The sequence below is a fragment of the Companilactobacillus halodurans genome (assembly GCF_009600985.1).
Lineage (GTDB): Bacteria > Bacillota > Bacilli > Lactobacillales > Lactobacillaceae > Companilactobacillus > Companilactobacillus halodurans.
Genome location: NZ_VDFP01000015.1, coordinates 17,274 through 40,164, shown reverse-complemented (window position 1 = coordinate 40,164; position 22,891 = coordinate 17,274). Strand labels below are relative to the sequence as shown.

Annotated in this window: 24 protein-coding genes and 1 pseudogene; 7 read left to right on the top strand and 18 right to left on the bottom strand. The window is 35.4% G+C overall.

Going from position 1 to position 22,891, the window contains the following annotated elements:
* Positions 1-77: 77 nt before the first annotated feature.
* A complete protein-coding gene (locus FHL06_RS08230; protein ID WP_153385745.1) occupies positions 78-833 on the top strand; it encodes an NrtR DNA-binding winged helix domain-containing protein in 756 nt (251 codons plus the stop codon).
* A 113-nt stretch (positions 834-946) separates the two neighbouring features.
* Entirely contained in the window at positions 947-2,137 is a 1,191-nt protein-coding gene (locus FHL06_RS08225) for an MFS transporter (protein ID WP_153385744.1), read from the top strand.
* Between the two features lie 61 nt (positions 2,138-2,198).
* Here the strand turns inward: FHL06_RS08225 and FHL06_RS08220 are convergent, their stop codons facing one another.
* From FHL06_RS08220 to FHL06_RS08205, 4 genes are all read right to left on the bottom strand, one after another.
* The gene (locus FHL06_RS08220) at positions 2,199-2,912 is read right to left on the bottom strand and encodes a B3/B4 domain-containing protein (protein WP_153385743.1); all 714 of its coding nucleotides are present in this window, start codon (positions 2,910-2,912) and stop codon (positions 2,199-2,201) included.
* 17 nt (positions 2,913-2,929) lie between these two features.
* Positions 2,930-3,382, bottom strand: a complete 453-nt coding sequence (locus FHL06_RS08215) for a MarR family transcriptional regulator (RefSeq protein WP_153385742.1) — start codon at positions 3,380-3,382, stop codon at positions 2,930-2,932.
* A gap of 136 nt (positions 3,383-3,518) precedes the next feature.
* Positions 3,519-3,794 (bottom strand): hypothetical protein, encoded by a 276-nt coding sequence (locus tag FHL06_RS08210; protein ID WP_153385741.1) that lies wholly within the window; start codon positions 3,792-3,794, stop codon positions 3,519-3,521.
* Between the two features lie 133 nt (positions 3,795-3,927).
* The gene (locus tag FHL06_RS08205) at positions 3,928-4,587 is read right to left on the bottom strand and encodes a DUF6198 family protein (RefSeq protein WP_475392981.1); all 660 of its coding nucleotides are present in this window, start codon (positions 4,585-4,587) and stop codon (positions 3,928-3,930) included.
* A 204-nt stretch (positions 4,588-4,791) separates the two neighbouring features.
* Between FHL06_RS08205 and FHL06_RS08200 the strand changes: the two genes are divergently transcribed.
* Entirely contained in the window at positions 4,792-5,238 is a 447-nt protein-coding gene (locus FHL06_RS08200) for an Rrf2 family transcriptional regulator (RefSeq protein WP_153385740.1), read from the top strand.
* A 22-nt stretch (positions 5,239-5,260) separates the two neighbouring features.
* Here the strand turns inward: FHL06_RS08200 and FHL06_RS08195 are convergent, their stop codons facing one another.
* From FHL06_RS08195 to FHL06_RS08185, 3 genes are all read right to left on the bottom strand, one after another.
* The gene (locus FHL06_RS08195) at positions 5,261-6,121 is read right to left on the bottom strand and encodes an NmrA family NAD(P)-binding protein (protein ID WP_153385739.1); all 861 of its coding nucleotides are present in this window, start codon (positions 6,119-6,121) and stop codon (positions 5,261-5,263) included.
* Positions 6,122-6,288: 167 nt separating this feature from the next.
* A complete protein-coding gene (locus FHL06_RS08190; RefSeq protein WP_153385738.1) occupies positions 6,289-6,468 on the bottom strand; it encodes a hypothetical protein in 180 nt (59 codons plus the stop codon).
* A gap of 2 nt (positions 6,469-6,470) precedes the next feature.
* On the bottom strand, positions 6,471-7,172 hold the full coding sequence (locus FHL06_RS08185) for an NAD(P)H-dependent oxidoreductase (protein ID WP_238333986.1): 702 nt from the start codon (positions 7,170-7,172) through the stop codon (positions 6,471-6,473).
* Between the two features lie 137 nt (positions 7,173-7,309).
* On the opposite strand from FHL06_RS08185, the gene FHL06_RS08180 reads away from it, so the two are divergent.
* Positions 7,310-7,744, top strand: a complete 435-nt coding sequence (locus FHL06_RS08180) for an ACT domain-containing protein (RefSeq protein ID WP_153385736.1) — start codon at positions 7,310-7,312, stop codon at positions 7,742-7,744.
* A gap of 239 nt (positions 7,745-7,983) precedes the next feature.
* Here FHL06_RS08180 and FHL06_RS08175 read toward each other — a convergent pair whose 3' ends face one another.
* The 5 genes and pseudogenes from FHL06_RS08175 to gntK form a co-directional block, all read right to left on the bottom strand.
* A complete protein-coding gene (locus tag FHL06_RS08175; protein WP_162000192.1) occupies positions 7,984-8,763 on the bottom strand; it encodes an alpha/beta fold hydrolase in 780 nt (259 codons plus the stop codon).
* Between the two features lie 168 nt (positions 8,764-8,931).
* Positions 8,932-10,353: a C69 family dipeptidase gene (locus tag FHL06_RS08170; RefSeq protein ID WP_153385734.1), complete on the bottom strand. Its 1,422-nt coding sequence runs from the start codon at positions 10,351-10,353 to the stop codon at positions 8,932-8,934.
* A gap of 155 nt (positions 10,354-10,508) precedes the next feature.
* The gene (locus tag FHL06_RS08165) at positions 10,509-11,222 is read right to left on the bottom strand and encodes a LysM peptidoglycan-binding domain-containing protein (protein WP_153385733.1); all 714 of its coding nucleotides are present in this window, start codon (positions 11,220-11,222) and stop codon (positions 10,509-10,511) included.
* 237 nt (positions 11,223-11,459) lie between these two features.
* Positions 11,460-12,809, bottom strand: a complete 1,350-nt coding sequence (locus tag FHL06_RS08160; protein ID WP_153385732.1) for a gluconate:H+ symporter — start codon at positions 12,807-12,809, stop codon at positions 11,460-11,462.
* Between the two features lie 71 nt (positions 12,810-12,880).
* Positions 12,881-14,208: pseudogene (gntK, locus tag FHL06_RS08155) on the bottom strand (gluconokinase); the annotation flags it as partial.
* Between gntK and FHL06_RS08150 the strand changes: the two are divergent.
* Entirely contained in the window at positions 14,181-15,674 is a 1,494-nt protein-coding gene (locus FHL06_RS08150; RefSeq protein ID WP_153385731.1) for an ABC transporter permease, read from the top strand. The pseudogene gntK and the gene FHL06_RS08150 sit on opposite strands and share 28 nt — an antisense overlap.
* A 73-nt stretch (positions 15,675-15,747) precedes the next feature.
* Here FHL06_RS08150 and FHL06_RS08145 read toward each other — a convergent pair whose 3' ends face one another.
* Together FHL06_RS08145 and FHL06_RS08140 are read right to left on the bottom strand one after the other, a co-directional pair.
* The gene (locus FHL06_RS08145) at positions 15,748-16,356 is read right to left on the bottom strand and encodes a sugar O-acetyltransferase (protein ID WP_153385730.1); all 609 of its coding nucleotides are present in this window, start codon (positions 16,354-16,356) and stop codon (positions 15,748-15,750) included.
* A gap of 16 nt (positions 16,357-16,372) precedes the next feature.
* The gene (locus tag FHL06_RS08140; RefSeq protein ID WP_153385729.1) at positions 16,373-16,942 is read right to left on the bottom strand and encodes a cob(I)yrinic acid a,c-diamide adenosyltransferase; all 570 of its coding nucleotides are present in this window, start codon (positions 16,940-16,942) and stop codon (positions 16,373-16,375) included.
* A gap of 141 nt (positions 16,943-17,083) precedes the next feature.
* Here FHL06_RS08140 and FHL06_RS08135 point away from each other — a divergent pair, with 141 nt between their 5' ends.
* On the top strand, positions 17,084-17,803 hold the full coding sequence (locus tag FHL06_RS08135; RefSeq protein ID WP_153385728.1) for an MIP/aquaporin family protein: 720 nt from the start codon (positions 17,084-17,086) through the stop codon (positions 17,801-17,803).
* Between the two features lie 26 nt (positions 17,804-17,829).
* On the opposite strand, the gene FHL06_RS08130 is transcribed toward FHL06_RS08135, so the two are convergent.
* The 3 genes from FHL06_RS08130 to FHL06_RS08120 are packed head-to-tail and all read right to left on the bottom strand — an operon-like array spanning position 17,830 to position 20,958.
* Complete coding sequence (locus FHL06_RS08130; protein WP_238333985.1) at positions 17,830-18,507, bottom strand: ECF transporter S component; 678 nt, start codon at positions 18,505-18,507, stop codon at positions 17,830-17,832.
* Positions 18,497-20,092, bottom strand: coding sequence for an ABC transporter ATP-binding protein (locus tag FHL06_RS08125; protein WP_153385727.1), 1,596 nt, complete (start codon positions 20,090-20,092; stop codon positions 18,497-18,499). Before FHL06_RS08125 ends, FHL06_RS08130 begins: the two co-directional genes overlap by 11 nt.
* On the bottom strand, positions 20,026-20,958 hold the full coding sequence (locus tag FHL06_RS08120; protein ID WP_153385726.1) for an energy-coupling factor transporter transmembrane component T family protein: 933 nt from the start codon (positions 20,956-20,958) through the stop codon (positions 20,026-20,028). Before FHL06_RS08120 ends, FHL06_RS08125 begins: the two co-directional genes overlap by 67 nt.
* Positions 20,959-21,079: 121 nt before the next feature.
* Here FHL06_RS08120 and FHL06_RS08115 point away from each other — a divergent pair, with 121 nt between their 5' ends.
* Entirely contained in the window at positions 21,080-21,460 is a 381-nt protein-coding gene (locus FHL06_RS08115) for a DUF4430 domain-containing protein (RefSeq protein WP_153385725.1), read from the top strand.
* 72 nt (positions 21,461-21,532) lie between these two features.
* Here the strand turns inward: FHL06_RS08115 and FHL06_RS08110 are convergent, their stop codons facing one another.
* Positions 21,533-22,879, bottom strand: coding sequence for an APC family permease (locus FHL06_RS08110; RefSeq protein ID WP_153385724.1), 1,347 nt, complete (start codon positions 22,877-22,879; stop codon positions 21,533-21,535).
* Positions 22,880-22,891: the final 12 nt, after the last annotated feature.

Sequence of the window (22,891 nt, the reverse complement as noted above, 5' to 3'; positions counted from 1 at the left end):
TAAAACCTCAGATTGTTGGAACTAGACGAGAAGTAAATTATAATTAATTTATCAATAATTAGAAGGTGTCGTCGCAAATGCAGGATTCAAAATTAAATAATAATCTAATGATTAATATCGTTAACATTGTTTGGGGTTACAACTGTCAAACAGATAAAGTTCAAGTTCTTTTAGTTCAAAACTCGCTTGGTCCAAATGCCAATCGCTGGGGATTGCCTACGACACTATTACGTGCTAACGAAAATGCGGAAGAAGCATCTTTACGCTTGGTGAAGGAAAAGATGGGCATTGATTTATCCAACTTTAATACCGAACAACTGGCGACTTTCAGCAATATCAAGCGGACTATCACGGGAAGAGAAATTGCTCTGACCTATATGACTTATTTACCCTACTTGCCTGAGTTGACGCCTGGGTATGGGGCTAAAGATGTCAAATGGTTTGAAGTCGATCACAATGACCAACAATACCTTCTAAAAAATCAACAATTAGTCCTTGAAACACTCAATGAAAATATAAATGAAAATGAATTCTATAATAATATTCAAAAGTTTAATAGTGAAAACAATCTCGTGTCCGATCACGCCTTGATTTTACGTTTAGCATTTAAACGCATCAGAAATCGACTTGATTATTTGCCCACGATTTTATTGATTCTTGGCGATAACTTTACACTCAAACAAGCTCGTAAAGTTTATGCTGTCTTTTTAAAAGAACCTGTTGAAAAGATTGATAACTCGAACTTTCGTAAGACCCACGGCCACCTATTTTCTGAAGTCGGCATTGAGCATGGCAAGAGCGGTCGGCCTGCAAAATTATACAAATTAGCATAATAGCTTGCACTTAAATAAGACTAATGCTAGTCTTATTTTATGCTATTTAAGGTAAATTCTACCTTTAATAAAAATAGTAATAAACTAATATAATTTTAGGAGGTACTTGGCTTTTGAATAATGTACAGGTAAAAGATAGGAGTGGTTTAAAATTACTCTTCGTTATCGGAACTGCTTGGTTATTCGATGCTTTAGATGTTGCTTTACTATCATTCATCATGCCCTTGATCAAAAAGGAATGGGCCCTTGCTGATGGACAGATTGGACTAGTAAGTTCAATTACAACCGTGGGAATGATTATCGGTGCCGTATTGTTTGGATATCTAGCCGATAAATTTGGTAAGAAGAATATTATTATTATAACGTTATTGATTTTTTCAGTTAGTAACCTCGGTCTTGCCCTAACAACTAACGTTTCACAATTTCTCTTCGTCCGTTTCGTAACCGGAATCGGCTTGGGTGGAGAGTTACCAGTTGCTACCACAATTATTGCGGACGCTTTTTCTGGCCACAAGCGCTCTAGAATGTTGATTTTAGTTGATAGTTTCTGGGCAATCGGTTGGATTGCTGCTTCGCTATTGGCATTCTTATTCATGCCAGTCTTTGGTTGGAGATTTACAGTAATCATTACTTCAATCATGGCTTTGTATACCCTAGTCATTCGTCGTCATTTGCCAGATGAGACCAATGTCAAAAACGAAAAGATGAATCTTAAGATTTCTCTTTCCCAAATCTGGTCTTCAGATTTTAGAAGATCAACTCTTTGCTTGAGTATTCTTTGGTTCATCATTATGTTTACTTACTATGGACTCTTCTTGTGGTTGCCTAGTGTTCTAGTTAAACGTGGCTTTTCAATCGTTCATAGTTTTGGCTACACTTTAATCATGAGTTTTGCTCAATTACCAGGTTATTACTTAGCCGCTGTTTTAATGGGTAAAATCAGTCGTAAAAAAGTTCTAACAATATACTTAGCTGGAACAATTGTCGGTGCTTTTTTATTCGGAACAGCCCAACAAACTTGGCTCGTTATCCTTAGTGCAGCGATGTTATCGTTCTTTACTTTAGGAGCCTGGGGAATTCTGATTGCTTTAACACCAACGCAATATCCAATGGAATTACGTGGTATGGGAATCGGATTTACTCAATCAATTGGTCGAATTGGTGCTACTATTGGACCTTACTTGATTGGTATTTCTTTAGGAATGGGCATCAGCATTCCCGTTGTCTTCTTCTACTTCGTTGTAGCTCTAATCCTTGGTATCATCGTTCTAACCTTTGGAATGGTCGACCGCGACCAACAATAACCACCAAAAATAAATAAGACGCAATTCTGACTTTAAAAAAGTCAGAATTGCGTCTTTTATTTTATAAATTAATCGTTTCTACATGGTCTTTAGTTAGATGTTCAATCTTGCCATCAACCTTGAAATATTTCTCAATCAATTCTTTTAGTTCAACGATTGCTTCTTGAGCACGTTGAGCTTGCTTTTGATTGATTGCTTCAATAACCAAAACCGAATCAGTTGTATCTTCAGTCAACATCGTTCTTTGGGCTTCACGCCAGTTTAGGCAACGACAAATGGCTCCTGAATTATCATAATAAATGATTTCCCCGGGAAGTGCTGGTGAATCTTCAGTTGCTCCTAGAGGTTTGAAGCTTTCGCCTCCAGAGGCTTCTCCCAAATGCATATCGCCATCAAAGGCATTAAGATTTTCGCCACCGCAAGGAACTCCATATTTCAACGAGATACTATTATAAATATCAACTAGAGGATTGATTGGTGAAAATTCATGTCCTTGGCTGACCCTCTTCAACAAAGCTTCAATTGAACATCTTGCGCCCTTTTTAGTTTTGAATTCTCGAAAAGCCTGGCGCCATTCATCAATAACTTCATTTTTACGGAAAGTTTCATCTGTGATAAACTGCTTTGACTCTTCAGTTGCATCACTTAAAAGTTTTGCAAAATAAGGATCATCTTTTTCATCCACATGATTATCGATTCCATGAATCGTTAAAGTACTAATTTGTGCCTCCGGGAATAACTCCCAAAATTTATTATCAACAACTACTTTTGTCATTTAAATTCTCCTTAATCTTAATAAATCCGTTTATTACCTTTTTTTACATATTCCCAATCGCTAGCAGTATTTTTTTCAACCACCTTAAGGAGTTTTGCTACCAACTTTTTCTCATCACTAGTTAATCCTTTTAAAGCAACCTTATTGGAATAAATATTTTCTCGATGAATGATTGGATAGATATCGCTCCCCTTTTTGGTCACGAAGAGTCTTTTCTCCTTACGGTTATCTTGTGATTGTTTACGAACAATCAAACCATTATTTTCTAATTTTTTAATTGCTCGTGCTGCCGTCGTGCGATCAACTTTAATCATCCCAGCTAATTTTTCTTGAATAATTCCTGGATTTTCATAGATCCGCACTAAATATAAATATTGACCTTTAGTCAAATTATATTCTTTAAATTCAATATTACTGATTGAATCTAATGACCTAGCAATCACGCCAATCGACCTTAAAATGTCTACCAAAAAGTTTTACTTCCTTTCATCTAGAAGACATTGTATCTTCTTTTTGTTGCGTTTGCAACATTATTTGAATTAAAAAAACGACTCATCAAAATATGACGAGTCGCTTATAACTAGTGAAACTTATTCTATTTTAAGTTTAATTGATGGCATAACCAACATTATGTGCAAATTGGTCAATTGATTCTTTATAATCAACCCCATTGTCCATTTTATTCAAAACAGCTTGTACTTTACGATCATCACGTAATCTACCAAATAGGTACTGGAATGAATAATTCTTATCTAATAAATTATAGGTTTTTAAAACAAAATTTTTACTATAATCTTCTTTGTCTAAGTTCTTTGCATTATTAATATCGGTATACAGCTCCGATAACACTTTCTTTGCCTCGGTATTGTCGTTTAATTTCATCAATACGCACCACCTAATTAATTATTAAAACTCATCCAGGATTCGGTCACTTTTGTAAGCGTTTCCTAAATCCTGTAATCACATTATATAACGAATCAGAAAAAATTTCAGCGTATTGAGTTATTTTGAAATATTAATCATTTTGTGTCTTAAAATTATGTTTCAAAGCGGGCCAGATCCATTTATCTGCAGTCGCAATTAAAATCCCGTTGAAAATAAAGGAGAACAATGTTCCGACATTGACTGAATAAACTGCTTTTAAAGCAACTCCAGCAATGATAATCAAGATGATTGGTGGCAAAAAGTCAATTACTTGAGCAGCTGTAGCATTACCCTTTAAGTAGAAGAAACGCAAAATATTAGTTGTATCATCATTAGGATGCATAACAATATTGGCTCTTTGGTAAAGCGAAATTGCAATACAGAAGAAAACAACTCCTAAACAAGATAATACGGCTCTAATCAACATTGGTAAATTAGGTATTCCCATGCTGTTCAATAAATTGGTGAAGACATCAACAAAATAACTGAAGAACATCACATATAAGACTTCACCGACTAATCTTTTACCATCAAAATGTTTAATTAAGACTTGGTTAGTCAAGGCATTGATAACTCCAAAAATAAATAATAACAATCCAGTATTTAAGCCCAACCATTTATCCAAGTTTACAGCAGCAACCGTCCACAGGCCACTTCCCATATCTGCCGAGATACAAAGGCCATTACCAAAGGCATTCAAAATCAAGCCAGCAACAAGACCTACAGTCCTCGTTTGTATTGAATTTTTAATGCATATCACTCCTCACAATAAGTTTGATGATACTACTTTGAAATCATCATGCAAGACAATTGAATTCTGATTTACCCGCTCTTTAATCTTAGATTTAATTAAAATTATCATTTTATGCAAACATATTTTAACATTTGACTTACCTAAACGCTCATCATATGATACTAGCTGTATGATTAAAAGTTACATATTGAGGTAATTCAAATGAGAGTTTCTACAAAATTCAGCGATTCAGTTCACATCTTAGCTTTTATTGAGATTTATAAAGACCAAAAACTATCTAGTGAGCTGATTGCTAAAAGCATCGAAACATCCCCTGTCGTCGTGAGGCGATTAATGGGAAATTTACGCAATGCTGACTTGATCGATACTAAAAAAGGTACTGCAGAAGCAAAATTATCTAAAGATTCAGATAAAATCACCCTATTAGATATCTATTTAGCCGTCGAAGGAAATAAAAAGTTGTTCACAGTCGATTCACATACTAATAGCAATTGCATTGTGGGTGGCAACATTCAAAAAGTTCTCAGCAGTTATTACGAAGATGCGCAAATGGCAGCTTTGCGAAAATTTAATGACGTTACTTTACAAGATATCACCAAAAATATTCTAGTTGAACAAAAAATTAAGAGGTCTACCGATTCCCAATAGGAATTGATAAACCTCTTTTTGATTACGCTTGATAATTTTCTTTGAGAAATTCTTCTAAATCTTGAGCCGGATGTCCCATCACGCTTTGATAATCGAGACTGACTTCAGATAACAAGCCACGACCACCAGCATCATACATGGATGACAACATGTTGCCTTCGTTTCCTTCATTATAAATTTGGGCGAATTCTGCTAAAGTTACTGGTTGATAACCAATTTTAGATTTTGCAACATCAGACAAAACTTCTGCCAATTGTGGCATCGTGTAATTTTTAGTCTGAGTGAAGGTATAGATTTTTCCATTCTTCAACAATTCTTTAGTAGCAGCCACTTTTGCAAAAGCCTTGGCACTGTCTTTTAGACTGATAAATGTCAAAGCTTCTTTCCCAACTGGATAAATAATATTCTTTCTTTCAATCAACTCTGGCAAATAAGGTACCAATGGGTCTGCATATAAAGCGTTTCTAATAATCGTATAAGACAAGCCACTTGAAGCTAAACGACGTGGCAAGTAGCCATAAAATGCCGACAAATCAAAGGGATTATTTATCTGATCAGCAATGAATCCCATGGCTAACATATGACCAATGTTAGCTTTTTTAGCAGCTTCAATAACATTTTCTAATTCACTGACTCGACTAAAACTGCTGTGACTCTTGCTAGGCACATAAATTAAAACATCCTGATTCTTAAATGCTGAAACTAAAGAATCCTCATCTAAAAAATCAATCGGTACAATTGTTGAACCAGCTTCTTTTAAATGATTAGCTTTTGAAACCGTATGAACGGCAGCAGTTACATCATGGCTCGATACTAATTTGATAAGTTCTTGATAAATTTGACCGCCTAAATGTCCTGTTGCTCCAGTTAAAATATATTTCATTTCATTATTGCCCCCCGTTTAAAGACATGATACCGTCTCAGTTACAACCAGTCAAAATGATTGTCTTTTGTATTACTAGTGTTAACTAACATTTCAATTTAAAAAAACTGTTTATCTTATATTTTAAATCACCAATCAGATAAACAGCTACTTATATTATTTATTTATTACCATTGTTCATGATTCCAGAGTCTGCCATCTACTTCACCTTTTAGAAGTTCGGTTCGTTCGTTTTGTTCTTTAACAACTTTTTTCATTGCCAACAAGAAGGCACGATTCTCATAGGCGGTTTGCTTTTTAGCTAACTCAGAAATCTCTTTTGCAAGCCATGTTCCTGTTTCATCCATGATTATTCGTCCTCCCCTTGTTTGATTAAGTTGATGGTACTCTTCAATTGAGTAATATCTTCACGACGCTGTGCAAAGGTATTCAAAATCGCATCGCAATGAGTACAGTCCGTGTCATCAAAATTCTTGATGCGATCAGCAAATTCTTGTTCAAACCACGCTTGACGATTGCTTAAACTATCAGGATAAGCCTGCGTCAGATAACGTTGATAGTCAATCAATAATTGCATTTGCTTAGATTCATCCATATATTGAAATTGCGGAATCTTAAAGGTTGGCAAAATCTTCATCTTAGCTCGATCAGCAATTGCGTGATAGGGAGCCATAATCTCATCGATAGTAATGTTTTCCGTACCGCCTCGTTGAAAATCTTTTAATGGCATCCCGGTGCTGACAACTATTCCGAATTCTTTATCGCCTAAATTTTCATTATCATCGCCATAAATAAAGTTTCTTGTTAAAACTTTATCTTCCCAGTTCTTCAAGCCTGAAGGTGCGGCATACCAGTAAAGTGGAAATTGAAAAATGATTCGATCAGCCGACATCAACAATTTTTGTTCTTTATCGACGTCAATTTCACTCAGTCCTTCAACGTGATGCCAAATAACATCTTGCAATTTTGCACCTTGTAATAAAAATTGTTGCGTTTGTGAATTGTTTATCTCCGGATGAGAAACTACTACTAAAGTTTTCAAAATCAACATCTCCAATCATCATAAGAATAGCAAAAAAATGAAATACTTAACAGTTTCCGTCCTCATTTATCTAAGAAATTTTGCGAATTGCCCAAAATAGCATGATATAATTTATACAATATATAAATTGTTTGAGGAGGCAAATAATGGAAAGGTATTATATCGTCGATAGTTCAATTCTTCCAGAATCATTTGATAAAGTTATAAAAGCCCGCAACCTGCTTGAAACCAAGAAAGTCAACAATGTCAGTGAAGCTGTTAAAGTCGTTGGCATCAGTCGAGGTACTTACTATAAGTATAAAGATTTAGTTTTTTTACCTGACGAAGAAATGAACGACCGCAAAGCAGTAATCTCTATGATGCTCCAACACCAACAAGGTATTTTATCCAAAGTACTCGTTGATATCTCTGAATCAAATGCGTCTATTTTAACCATTAACCAAAATATTCCGATTCACAATACGGCCACAGTCGTCATTTCACTTGATATTGGTCATCTCAATGGAACTATTGACGATTTACTTGCCAAAATCAGACAATCGGATTTAGTCGATAACGTTCAACTAATCGCAATTGAATAATCATTTAGGCCAAGCGATGTACATTGCTAATAAAACACCGCAAGCGCCGACAAAATAAAATAGTTTTGAGATGATATTATTTTTTACGTAGTTTCCAAACATCAACAGAAAAAGTCCTAAGAAGAAAACTACTATCATAATCAAAAAATTCATCATATCACCTAATTTATTATTTAATAATTTACAAGTGACACTTTAAAGAACAAATGTGACGAATTAATGAATTTGTTATGTTAATTTTAAGGTTGACCCCATAAAAAGCGTTCCATCACATGTAAGACCCGAGGATTTCTTCTGGTTAAAGCACTGTGCTCTGCCCTTTTTCCAGTAAAAAGTCTTACTCGATAAGTTTGATTTGGTCCCTTAAAAATTTTCTTAAGCGATTCTGCTGAGGAAACTGGAACAGCTTCGTCAAAATGGTCTTCTGGAGATAATTGACCAATAATATTTAATTCTCGAATATGAAGATTTCTAATCGTTGAGCCTTGAGCTGTATACGTTTGGAAATCTTTTTTTAATTGCTGCGAATAACGCCAATCATTACGTCGATAAATATCGCGATTCAAAATTTGCATTGGTGCAGCAATATTTACCAAAGATTCAATTTGAGGCTGATTAGTCTTTTGACTATAATGCTGCAAATAATAAATTACAGCATTATTACCCCAAGAATGAGCTACAGCGTTGAACTTGGTGACACCATACTTATTATGAAGCATTCTCAATAAATTATCGATCCATCGTGCTGTGTGGTGATAATCTGATTCATGATTATCGACAAACAAAACTTGAATTTCTGGATTTTTGGCTGATTTTTCCCAAATTCCGTCTGTTTTAATAACTTGTCCTTGACGATTAATCGTCACAGTCAAGGTTCTAGTAGCGTAACCGTCCATTTGCGATTGATCGATTAAATAGTCCATCGAACGGACTGTCCCGCCAAAGCCATGAAAAAATAACGTTGGAACTTGTCTTTTAACTGATTCTGAATTAGAAGTAGCTGCAACTTCTTTTTCCATAGTTGGCAAACCCGCCGGGATAAGGAGACCTATTATGGCAATAATTACAAAAATAAATTTTTTCATTGCGACCACCGAATTTATATATTATTAAGTATATTAAAACATTTAATTCGTTAATCAACAAAAAAGACTCGATTTTTTTCGAGTCTTCAATAAATTTATATTCTATAAATTTTGACCTTTTTCCCAAGTAGTTTTCGATAACATCAAGCCTTTCTTGACGATTTGGTCAAATAAAGCGTGTGTGCGAGCAGAAATTTCTCCAGCTGTTTTTTGATTGCTCTGAGTCAGATATTGTGAAATATCTTGATCAGGGATACCTTCATCAGTTTCTTCAACTCGTTGTCTAGCATAGGATTGACATGCATCTAGATAAGCATTGACAGTGTCTGAATACTCGTGAAAATGTGGTTCAATCAAAACTGACAAGGTCTTCTCTAGCCAATACACATTGTCTACTGAAACATCAGTTGTCGTATTCTTATAATCTTCTGGAGTGTCCAAAATATTAGTAAAGAATGGTACATATGGACTATAAGCAAAAAAGCCCATTGCAACCCATTGAATTGCTGAATGTTTGTCGTCGACATCATTTCTAATTTGTAAAATTGATGAACATTGGTTTCGGTCCATCGCAATTGAACGAAATTGCTTCTGTTCATCTTTGGTACCAGAAGCAAAAGTTCCAAATGGATCAAACTTTGTGCCATTGTAGTGTGAAGATAAGAAGAATTCCACGTCTTCAATAGCCAATTTCTTAGCTGGTTTTCTTGTCAATGGCATGTCTTGATCAGTTGGTTCTTGGTCAATTTCTGGATTGAACAATTTTTGACCGTACCAAGTCCGTGGCGTGTTGTAATAAGCATCAGCTTCACTTTGAGTTCCAAAAATTTCACGGAAATTAAAGTGACCTGGTTGTGGATTCAAGTGGTGTTTCTCAACAAAATCGACCAAATCAGTTGCAACTAGGAAGTTATCAGTATCCTTTAAATCAACTTCTTGCATGACAGTTTGGTTAGGTACGATAGCGTAAGTATCATCGGGTAAACGCATTGCACCCCAATGGTGTCCTCCGGCTGTTTCTAAAAGCCAAATTTCATTCTTATCATTGAAAGCGATACTATTGCATTCACCAGTACCATATTTTTCAAGGAGCTTGCCCAGACGCATAACTCCTTCTTTAGCAGTCTTAATATAAGGCAAAACTAATGTCAACATGGCTTCTTCATCAACGCCATCGTGTACTAATGGGTCATAGCCTAAAACTCTCGCATTAGTAGCAGTTGTCTCAGTTGAGCTCATCCCAACGTTAAATTCATTGATACCAGCTTCCTCATACTGACCATCGCTTTGGTCAGCTTGTGGTGTAGCGGTGTAACGATAAGCGTGGTCTGGCAATGGAACTTTAACCCCAGTAGTTACTGAAGTATAAACGGAATCTTCTTGAGTCTTAGCTTCATGAACGACAAATTTAATTGGATTAATTGGGCCATAGCCATCCTCATTACGAGCGACAATGGTGGAACCATCCATACTAGCAGCTTTTCCCACTAGGATTTCGGTACAATCAGAACTTGTATTTTTCATACGTTCCCCCTCCTTATAGTCCTTAGTATAGGATTAAAAGTTCAATTAGACCAGAGGCTTTCTTAGAAAAAATCTAATAAAAAAAAGACTTGAACTTAATCAAGTCTTTTTTATCTCATTTGTCTAAGTTAAGAGATTTAGTATTTAATTTTAAATTAAACCACTTCAACAGATGCTGTTGTAACACCGTATGAAGGAATTTGGTTATTTGGCATAGCAACATCTAATTGGTTAGGGTTACTGTATGCAAATGTACCTGTATCATTAACAGTTCTGTTCAAGACAGTACCATCAGAAAGTGTGATTCTTAGTTGTGTACCCTTAGGGAATACTGATAGGTTAGCGGCAACACCGGAGTAACCCATGTTTGAACCTAAGACAGCTGGATCATAGAAAGAAATCTTGTATGTTCCTTGTGATGTACCAGTTGATTGTGATGTTGATGTTTGTGTTGAAGCACTTGTATTAGTGTTTGTTTGTGTTGTTTGAGATGCACTTTGTGTTGCTTGTGTATCTTGAGTTTGTGTTTGTTGTGCAGGAGCTTGATAACCAGTATTTTCTGTTGTTGCTTGTGTTGCTTGTTGTGTAGCAGAGTTATCTGTACTTGCTTGAGCAGCTGTAGCACCAGGTAATGTTACTGTTTCACCTGGGAAAATCAAGTCAAATCCGCCAACTTCACGGCCGTTTGCTTGTTCAAGTTCAGCGATTGTTACCCCAGCGTTAGCAGCGATACTCTTGTATGTATCACCTGCTTCTACTTGAACATGGTTACTGTCGAGTGAGACTGCAGCTTGAGCAGTCTTTGTTGATGCTGCGATTGCTGTTAAAGCCATAGTACTTACTAAAGCGATAGATAAAACTTTTTTCATGAATTAATTACATCCTTTAAATTTGTTTAGCCCTCATTTGCTATGTTGCATATACTAACAAGTATTTATTACACAACAACGTCTGTCAAGTTACAAAATATCCAATTTCTGTAATGTAAGTAATGGTTTTGCAATAAAAGTTTCATCTATCGCCGGTTTAATGGCATTTTGCTTTTTATAAATTTGAAAATAGTTAGGATATATTCTGAAAATATGAGAATATCCTTATAATAATCCTTAAATAAATACGCTCAAAATAAGAACACAGACCAGTCCAACCACTGATATCAAGGTCTCTAAGACTGTCCAGGTCATTAATGTTTCTTTAACGGTTAAATCGAAATATTCCTTAAACATCCAAAAACCTGCATCATTAACATGAGAAGCCGCTAAGGAACCTGCCCCGATTGCTAGAACCATTAAAGCTGGGTTAACTCCAGCTGAAGTCATTAATGGTAGAACTAATCCGGCTGCAGTTAATGAAGCAACTGTAGCTGAACCAAGAGCTACTCTTAAAACCACAGCAATCAACCAGCCAAGTAGCAATGGGGAAATATTAACGCCACTAAATAATTCCATAACGGAATCACCAACGCCACCATCAATCAAAACTTGTTTGAAGGCACCACCACCAATAACTAAGAGCAGCATAGCAATCGATTTAACCGCTTCTTCTAAACTTTTCATGATAGTGGGAGTCTCAAATCTTCTGGCCCATCCCATCGTATACATCGCTACTAATAAAGAAATCGTCATTGTAATAGCAGGTGTTCCAATAAAAGCAATGATTGAATCTAAGATACTAGGATTTTTGGGAACTGATCCATTATTAAATAATAATTGATAAATAGTAGTAATAGCCATCAAGATAACTGGAAATAATGATGTTAAAACACTGATGCCAAATCTGGGAGTATCTTCTAATTTAAATTCTTTTTGTGGACCTAATGCTGACAAATTACCTTTACGATCAAAAGCATCAGGAGTTAATTTCTGAGCCACTTTAGTATAAAGCGGTCCAGCCACAATAACACATGGAATTGCGACCAAGACTCCATACAACAAGACATGTCCTGCATTAGCATTCAAAACAGCACTGATTGCTGTTGGTGCCGGATGAGGCGGTAAAAATCCATGAGTGACCGACAAAGCAGTTGCCATGGGAATCCCTAAATAAAGAATAGAAACTCCAGCCTCAAGCGCAATTGCGAAGACGATGGGAATTAATAGAACCATTCCGACTTCAAAGAATAAAGCAATCCCAATAATAAATGATGCTAAGACGATTGCTAATTGCAATCTTTTTTTACCAAATTTTTCAATTAAAGTATGTGAGATTCTAAAAGCTCCACCTGCGTCCGCAACGAGTCGACCTAGCATCGCTCCAAATCCAAAGACAATCGATAATTCACCTAACTGTCCACCGATACCGTCTTGAATACTCGTTGCAATTTTAGTCATCGGAATCCCTAATCCAATTCCTACAACAATTGAAGTTATAATCAGTGATAGGAAAGTGTTGAGTTTTAACTTAATGATTAGAAATAGCAACAAAGCCACTCCTAAAATCAGTACTAAAAAGTCCATAATTAGCTCCTTTTCTGTTACCGCTTACAAGTATATTTATAAAGAAAGCACGTTTTAAAGCGTGCCCTTTTTTATTTCATATGTTTCTTCTGGAATTCAGCAATACTCTTATATTCAGGTTCTAAAACTTTTGATAATCGCAACCAAATTGGCAATAATTCACGATAGACTTCAAAATTCTTTTCATTTGGCTTGTGAACATCAGTTACACCTATCATGCCTTTTACAGCCGATAAACTGTCAACATATCTAAGGAGTACATCCCAAGAACAGCTGCTCCTAAACATGAACTTTCAAAGCTTTCGGGAATAGTGACATCTTGTTCAAAAATGTCAGCTAACATTTGTCTCCACAAGGCTGAACGAGCAAAACCGCCAGTTGCTTGAATACTCTTAGGTTTGCCGGCAACTCCTTCAATCGTCAACATTACAATGTAAAGATTGTAGACGATTCCTTCTAAAGCAGCCCTAACCATATGTGCTCTCGTATGCTTTCTAGTCAAACCAAAAAATGATCCTCTAGCGTAAGCATCCCAAATTGGAGCACGTTCTCCACCGAGATATGGATGGAATAATAATCCATCTGAGCCGGCCGGAATCTTCTCTGCAATTTGCGTCAAAATATCATAAGTAGAAACTTGCATTTGTTCAGCCGTTATCTTTTCAGGAGCAAACAATTGATCTTTGACCCAGCGAAAAACAATCCCACCGTTATTGACCGGACCACCAACGACCCATTTATCTTTGGTCAAAGCATAGCAAAATAGTTTTCCATTCGGATCGACGACCGGCTTATCAACAACTACCCGAACAGCGCCGCTTGTTCCAATTGTGACCGCTACGACTCCAGGATCGATTGCGCCAACTCCTAAATTAGAAAGTACTCCATCGCTAGCACCAAAAATAAATGGCACATCGGTTGAAATTCCTAATAGTTCTGAATATCTTTCATTTAAACCAGAAATCGAATCAGTCGGTTCAACTAATTCCGGCAATTGTTCTTCAGTAATGCCCAATAAATCTAAGGCTTGTTGTTCCCAAGTCAATTTAAAAATATTGAACATTCCTGTTGCTGAAGCGATTGAATACTCCATCCGATAAACGCCAAAAAGTCTAAAGAAAACATAACTCTTCAAATCAACAAACTTTTTAGCTTGGTGATAGAGATCAGGCTTTTCATTTTTTAACCATAATATTTTTGACAATGGAGCCATTGGATGGATCGGCGTTCCTGTTTTGGCGTATATTTCTGCTCCTAAACCGTTAGCCTTCAATTCTTCACTGTATTTAGCGGCACGGTTGTCAGCCCAGGTGATAGCTCTGGTCAATGGTTTGTCATCTTTATCCATTAAAATCAAGCTGTGCATAGCTGATGAAAACGAAACCCCCTTTAGTTCATCGGGAATTTATCGTATACAGTTTTTTGGCAGCACTTCTAGGGACTATTTTAGGAAGTATTTTAGGATTAATAACGTTGCCAAGAATCATTTTCAATGCTTATACTGCTAATTTCACGTTCACTAAATTACAGCTTAACTTACACCCTTGGTATATTGTCTTGTCTTTCCTATTAGCTTTTCTTTCGACTGTCCTTTCTTCTTGGTTAGCCTCTCGTAAAGAGCTTAAAACTGATCCCGCTCAATTAATGTTGCCAAAACCTCCTGCTGGTGGTTCACGAATCTTACTTGAAAAAATTAATTTTATTTGGCACCATTTAAACTTTTCCTATAAGGTTACGGCTCGAAACCTCTTCAGATATAAGGGCCGCATGCTTATGACAATTGTTGGTGTTGCGGGAGCCACAGCTTTAATGATTACAGGATTTGGTATTAAAGATTCCCTGAATACCATTGTTGAGCGTCAATTTGGACATATCAGTCAATACGATATTATCACCGCCTACAATCCTGACGAGTCGACGCAAAATATTAATCGTGCTAAGAATGTTGTTCGTAACTCTAATAATGTGAAACGATTTAATGGAGCTTATTTCGAAAATATTTATGCAACTCGCAATAATGATTATGCACGTGAGGACATTTCGCTTACAGTTTCAAAAAACTCACAACAATTAAATCACTATATCAAACTACAAGATTATCAATCACATAAGGCATTGAAGTTATCAAATAACGGTGCCATTATTTCTCAAAAATTAGCTAATTTACAAAATGTAACAGTTGGTGGAAAAATTAAAATCCATGAAACCGATGGAACTACTCATAAAATCAAAATTGCCGGAATTACGACAATGTATGCTGGCCATTACATTTATATGAATCAAGCTTATTATCAAAAAGTCTTCAATCAAAAGTACCAAGCTAATGCCTATCTTGTTAGTTTGAAGAAGAACTCCAAAGAACAAGTTAATAATTTTGCAGCTAAATTTAATCGTCAAGAAGCTGCCGTGCAAACGATTCAGTCTCAAGAAACTAAATCAACCATCACCAATATTTTGAGCAATCTCAATAATTTAATCCTCGTTTTAGTATTGAGTGCATCCCTGCTTTCATTAGTTGTTCTCTATACGCTTACTAATATCAATATCAGTGAACGGGTTCGGGAACTCTCAACTTTAAAGGTCTTAGGTTTCTATCCTAATGAAGTCTTAATGTATATTTATCGAGAAACTAATATTTTAACTGGTATCGGAATTGTACTTGGGCTTGGTTTTGGATATGCCTTTCATGGATACATCATGAAACTATTGCCTCCAGCTACAGCAATGGTCGCTCCTGGATTATCGTGGTCAAATCCTATTATTTCAGTCATCTTAATGATTATTTTTTCACTCGTAGTTATGATGATGATGAACCAAAAAATAAAAAATATCGACATGTTAGAAGCACTAAAATCAGTCGATTAGAAGGCAAAAAGATAGGGTTCAGGAAATCAAATTGATTTTCTGAACCCTATTCTTATTACAGAACTATATTTTTTTAATTTTCATAATATTTTTTCTTTTCGAGTTCCCAGTAATCGTGATCTTGTTGATTGATTTTTCTCAAAATTCGACAAGGATTACCCACAGCAATCACGCCATCAGGAATATCTCTAGTAACGATTGATCCAGAACCAATGACAACGTTATTGCCAATTGTAATTCCTGGATTTACCACAACATTTCCACCTAGCCAAACGTCGTTACCAATTGTAATTGGCTTACCATATTCAAGATGCTCATTTCGTATCAGACTATCAATAGGATGACCAGCTGTGTACAGCCCAACACGAGGTCCAAACATGACATTGTTACCGATTTTTACGTTGGCTGTATCAATAATAATACATTCATAATTTGAATAGAAATTATCTCCAATGACGGTATTGCTGCCATAATCGGTATAAAATGGTGGCTCTAAATGGATTCCCGAACCACTCTTTTTAAACAGGTCGTCAATAATAGACTGTCTTTTTTGAGGTTCTTCTTCAGTCGTTTGATTATATGACCTAACTAGACGCTTGGCCTTTTTAAAATCATGAGCAATCTCAGGATCATTAGCAATATACAAGTCGCCGGATAACATCTTTTCTTTTTGTGAACGCAATGTATTACCTCTTTTCTTATCTAAATACGGGCTTACTATTACGATACTGGATATCTTTTACACCTTCAAGGACATTGCTATAACGAGCTGCAGCAAAAAAGTAATCAGATAGTCGGTTGATAAACTTCAATACTGCCTCATTGATGGGTTCTTCTTGCATCAATTTAACAATTTCACGCTCAGCTCGACGAGTGACAGTTCTGGCCAAATGTAAATTGGAGGCTGTTTTTGAACCGCCAGGTAAAATGAATTTTTTGGTTACAGGAACTTTATCGCTGTATTCGTCAATCTTCTTTTCTAGCCAGTCGACAGCGCCATTGTCATCTTTAAAAATGAATTCGTGCTTCGTATCCTTAGCAGAAATGGCCAAATCCGTTCCACAATCAAATAATAGTTGTTGAATTTCTTCTAGTTCATCGTGCAATACTGCTGTTTTTGTAGACAAATTGGCAATAATAACGCCCACTAAGGAATTCAATTCATCAATTGTTCCGTAAGAATTGATTCTAGTAGCTGATTTATAAAGCACGTCGTTTCCTATGATTCGAGTCTTGCCTTTATCGCCAGTTCTTGTATAAATTTTCATTTTGTACTCCTTCAAAAAATATATTTTGTTTTATTGTGAAATTGAAACCAATGCATTTTATAGTTTTATCCACCTCATCTATGTATAATCTATATGTAACAAAAAATGAAAGCGTAGTCACATAGATTTGGAGGAAAGCTTATGCAAGATAGTTTAACATTACAACTAGTCGGCGAATTCATCGGTACCCTAGTCTTGATTTTACTGGGTGACGGTGTCGTTGCGGCTGTTAGTCTTAACAAATCAAAAGCCCAAGGTTCAGGCTGGGTTGCCATCGCCTTAGGGTGGGGCCTAGCAGTTACATTGGGAATTTATTGTTCAGCCTTTTTAAGTCCAGCTCATTTAAATCCGGCCGTAACTGTGGGGATGGCAATTGCGGGTGTCTTCCCTTGGTCATCAGTTATACCTTACATCATAGCTCAAATTTTAGGTGCTATTGTTGGGGCCATTTTAGTTTGGATCAATTACTACCCACATTGGCAAGAAACCGATGATCCACAAGCTATTTTAGGCGTCTTCGCAACTGGACCAGCTATTCGTAATTATTTCTTTAACTTTATTAGTGAATTTATCGGAACTTTTGTTTTAGTCTTTGCACTCTTAGCCTTTACTCGTGGTAAATTTACCCAAGGACTTAATCCAATCGTGGTCGGACTTTTGATTACCGCTATTGGCTTCTCGCTTGGTGGGACAACTGGCTATGCAATTAATCCTGCCAGAGACCTCGGACCAAGAATTGCTCATCAAATCCTACCAATTGCTAACAAGGGTAATTCGGATTGGGCATACAGCTGGGTACCCATTTTTGGACCACTTGCAGGTGGCATCGTTGCTGCCTGGTTATACTTATTAATTCCATAATTTTGAAAGCTAAGACATTAATTGTTTTAGCTTTTTTTATCGAACAAATTATATTTAACTTTGTAATTGTTGAAAATCTGAATCCAACGCTTGCCAACTAGCAATAACAAGACAGCCGTAAATAATCCATGGACGAAGTCGAAATAAAAACTAGCGGCAATGGAAGTCAAGATGCTCTTAACAGTAATCGGATCAACGAAACCAATAATATAGTAGATATCCATAATCCATCCCATCAAAAAGCCACTGACTAGTCCCCAAATCGTTAAAATCCAAGTCCTAGGACGTTTTTGGAAACAAATTCCCGAAATCAATCCAATCACGCCTAAAGCAAACATCTGCCAAGGAGTCCAGACTCCTTGGCCAAAATACATATTTGAAGTCAATGCGATGATAGTTCCCATCAAAAAACCTGTTTCAGGACCAGTAACGATGGCTCCCATTATCAAGATAAAAAGTTCCGGTTTGACAGAGGGGATTGCGGCAAAGATAATCCTTCCGACAACTGCTAAGGCACAAATAATTGCAATAAAGACGACCTCTCGAGAAGTGTGTCGCGATTTTTCGAATTTCCAAAAATATACTCCTAAAGTTATCAATAAAATAGCAAAAGAAAATAATAAATAATTTTTAGTTGAAAAACTCATCATTAAAATAAGTAAAACTAGTGACGATAAAATTAGTGCAATCGATTTATGATTCAATTTTTTTAATATCCTTCCAAATTAAAGCCTGGGGAAAAATATCTCGCAGAGCTTTATTTATTTCTGTCGTATAGAAAAATTTATCAGCAAAAAAATCACTTGGCGTTTGGAACTGACTCAAATTGCCATTAAACATCATTGCAACATAATCAGCATAATCAGCCGCAAATAATAAATCATGACTATTAATTAAAACAGTCTTTTTTTCTGATTGAAAATCCTTTAATAATTTGCTCAACAAGATTCTTTTATTAGGATCTAATCCCTTAGTTGGTTCATCTAAGAACAATATCTTCGGATTCTTGATAAATCCCAGCGCCAAAGCTAAAAATTCCTGTTGACCTCCACTAAGGTCATAAGGGCTGTATTCTTCCAAACCTTCTAAAGAAAATTCCGATAAAACTTCTGATAAGTTTTTTTGACTATGATTTTCCTTCAATTGAAATTCCAATTCAGCTTTAACTGTTGCTTTGATAAATAAATTAGCTGGATTTTGTGGCAAAACAAAAACTTGTCGATAAAAATCATTTGTTATTTTTTTATTTAAGAATTTGATTTTACCTGTCTGTGGCTTTAATTGTTGCGTTAAAACTTTTAACAAGGTCGTCTTTCCAACACCATTTGGACCCACAATACAATAAGAACCGCCTTCTTCTAGTTGAAAATTGATTCGATTCAAAATTTTTCGACCATTAAAATCAAAACGAAAGCTCAAATTCTTCACGCTAAATATACTATTAGTTTTTGACTTATTTTCTGGTTTTACGTATTGCAAATTCGACGTTTTTTTTGAAATCAGTTTTGTTAATTGTTGATTGCTTAAGGGCAAATCGACTGATTTAAAATTTAATTCTAAAGCCAGGCGGTCAATCTGGGTCAAATAATTTCGATAATGTTTTGCTTGGAAAATCTTTGACAGACCTTGTTTGATGGGTTCATCTAAAATCAATTTGCCTTTTTCTAAAATCATTAAACGGTTAGCAAAGCTGACTTCTTTTTCAATCTCATGTTCAACTAATAATACTGTTAAATTGAAATCTTGATTCAGTTTGTGGATAATCTGCAATAATTTTTCTGAAGCCACCGGATCAAGTTGTGCTGTCGGCTCATCCAATAATAATACTTGGGGTTTCAAAACGAGCGCACTAGCCAAATTAACTAATTGTTTTTGTCCACCAGACAAGTGGGAAACTTCTTGTTCCAACAAATCGACGATTCCTAAATAACTAGCAATTTCAGCAATTCGCATCGATATTTCATTATCGTTGCAGCCTTGATTATCTAAGACGAATTCCAGTTCATCTTTCGGCGTTTCCATAACAATTTGATTATCAACAAATTGTGAGACATAAGCAAAGTGATTTGCATCGCGTGAATACTGACTATTGATTTGACCGGATAAAACTTTTCCCGTAAGCAATTCTGGAAGAAATTGTTTCAAGAGCGTGCTCTTGCCGCTACCGGTGTCACCAATCAAAATAACGAAATCACCTTGATCGACTGAGAAATTAAGCTTATTTAACGATAATTTTTGGCTGTTGTTGTATTGGAAACTGTAGTTTTGGCACCGTAAAATTTCCACCATAAGTAATGCACACCCCCTGTCAATAATGGCAATAAAATTATAATAATGTTAACAATTATTATCCACCAATCATTTTTTCCAAAACTAACTTGCAAATTTCCGGAGCCAAAATCAATTTTTCCTTTATCAAGTGCTGACATGCTGATATTAAATATCAATGAAAAAATAATAATTAATAAAATACTCCAGTCATTGGCGTTAAAAATAAAATGACCAACTTTTTTGGATCTCTTTTCATACCCTTTTAAAACTAAGGTATCTGAAACTCCCATAAAACTTGCCATTGCCTTATCGAGGACCGTTTCGTTCAAATCGATCGTCTGCCTTATTTTATTTAAAAGGTTCAATTTCTGATTTATTTGGTTGCTGCGAAAGCGCCGTAAGTTCTTTGACTCTTTAAAAATACCAACGATTCTTGGAATAAACTTAATCGTCAACATAAAAATAATAGCAATACTTTTAAAAAAGTACGATAGAATCTCGAAGATTACTTTAGTTTTGACAAAAGCATCGTATAAATAAAAAGTCCACAACAAATTGACAAACGACAATCCTAAAGTAATTGCGTTGACTAACGAAGCCGTCGAGATGACGATAAAAGGCAGGCGCAATAAAACATCTTGTCCGCGTTGGTTGATAATCAAGTTAAAAGCCATCGTAATAATAAAAATACTAATTGAAAATTTAAAATAGGCTAAAAATTTTCCCCGACGAGTTAACCATGACATCCCTACTAATGCTAACAATATTACTAAAGAAATTATGGGATTATTGTAGAGTAAGGCTATTAATATAATGTTTATCAAATAAACAAACATTATCAGACTACTAATATTATTTTTGAAATATTCAATTAATTTATTCATCGTCTTCTCCTTACGTCAATATTCCTATTTTAACTTATTATGAAAAAAAATCTATTTGCTTCAAAGACTTTTTTATTTGCTATAATTAAAGTCGTTGTACAAATTGGAGGAGGAGAAATCAATGAAAAAATTTGCTGCATTCTTAGCGTCGTTACTAATGCTTCTAGGTGTCTTTGCACCTGCTACAGCAACAACAGTTCAAACTAAATCTACTAACAATATCAAAGTGACTTATACTTTGAAGAAAAACAAAAAGCAGATTGCTAAAAAGACTGTCAAATTAAAGAAAAATGCCACTGTTACTAAGGGTTTGAAAAAAGCTTGGAAAGTAACTGACAAAAAGGGCTTCATCACAAAAATCGATGGCCACAAGCAAAACAACAAGAAGAAAATTTACTGGACTTATACCGTCAACAAGAAAAAAGTTAATGTTTCTGCTGACAAAAAGAAATTACATAACAAAGATAAAGTTGAATTTAAATTATCCAAATATAATGGTTAAATAAATTTGATATATTTGCCAAAAAAGCTCCCTTGGTTGGATTAATCCAATCAAGGGAGCTTTTTTTGACTTTTACATATCAATGTCAACATTACGTCGACTCATTCTCAAAACTGAATAATAAATGATTCCAATAACTAACCAAGTTATTCCAACTTTTTTTGCTAATGGATCTAGACCTATCATTACAAATAAAATTATTACAAATCCAATGACCGGTACTATTAAATGTCTCAAATAGTCATGTGAACCCCTTTTTATAAGATAGTAATTAATTACTGACAGGTGAATTACCAAGAAAGCTGTTAAGGCACCACAATTTACAATTTCAGAAAGAATATTACTTCGATCCATAAATAATATCCCAACAACTAAAGATACAAAAGAAACTAATAATGTACTGACAAATGGAGTTTTAAATTTAGGATGAACTTTAGCTAAAACCGTTGGCAAATTTTTATCTCTTGCCATACCAAAGAGGATACGAGAAATGGCTGCTTGCGCTGCAAGTGCATTAGCAAATCCCCAAGATAATATTGTCGCGATAGTTGTAATATACATCAGCGGTCTGCCACCTACTTTTTCAGCAACAACGTAAAAAGCTGTGTCTAAATCACTGAAAGAATGCCAATCTGGGACAATCAAAGCTGCTAAATAAGTTTGAACAATAAATAAAACTCCAACTAAAATTAATGCCCACATGATGCCTTTTCCAACTGTTTTATTACCGCCTTTGGTTTCTTCAGCTAAAGTACTGATACCATCAAAACCCAAGAAACTCAAGACAGCTACTGAGGTTGCTGTCATAACAAAATTGATATTGAAATTAGCTTTTTCATAAAACGGTTTAATTGTAAATCCATTACCCACTCCATGGGTTATCCCATAAACGGCCAGTACAATAAATAAGGCTAAAACTATTAATTCACCTATCAAAAATACCATGTTAGCAATTGACGTAAACTTAATTCCAACAACGTTAATTACAGTATTAATAATTATAAAAAGGATCAACCATATCCAAGTTGGGATGTTAGGTAGGAGAGATTTAATTGAATTTGCAGAAATAACATAAAGCAAAGATGGAACAAAAATATAATCTAGAATAATCATCCATCCAGCTAGGAATCCAATAGTTTTATTGATTCCTCGCTGAGCATATGCATAGACCGAACCAGCTATTGGAAAAGCTTGAGCCATTTGACCATAGCTGAGAGCTGTAAAAAACATTGCAATAATTCCAATCAAATATGTTAAGGCAATCATTCCCTTTGACTCTGAAATTACTGAACCATATATACCCATTGGTGCTATCGGAACCATAAAAATCAACCCATAAACAACTAAGTCTTTTAAGGTCAAAGTTCGTTCCAATTCTTGTTTATAACCAAATTGTGAAATATCATTACTTTTCGCCATAACTTTCTCATC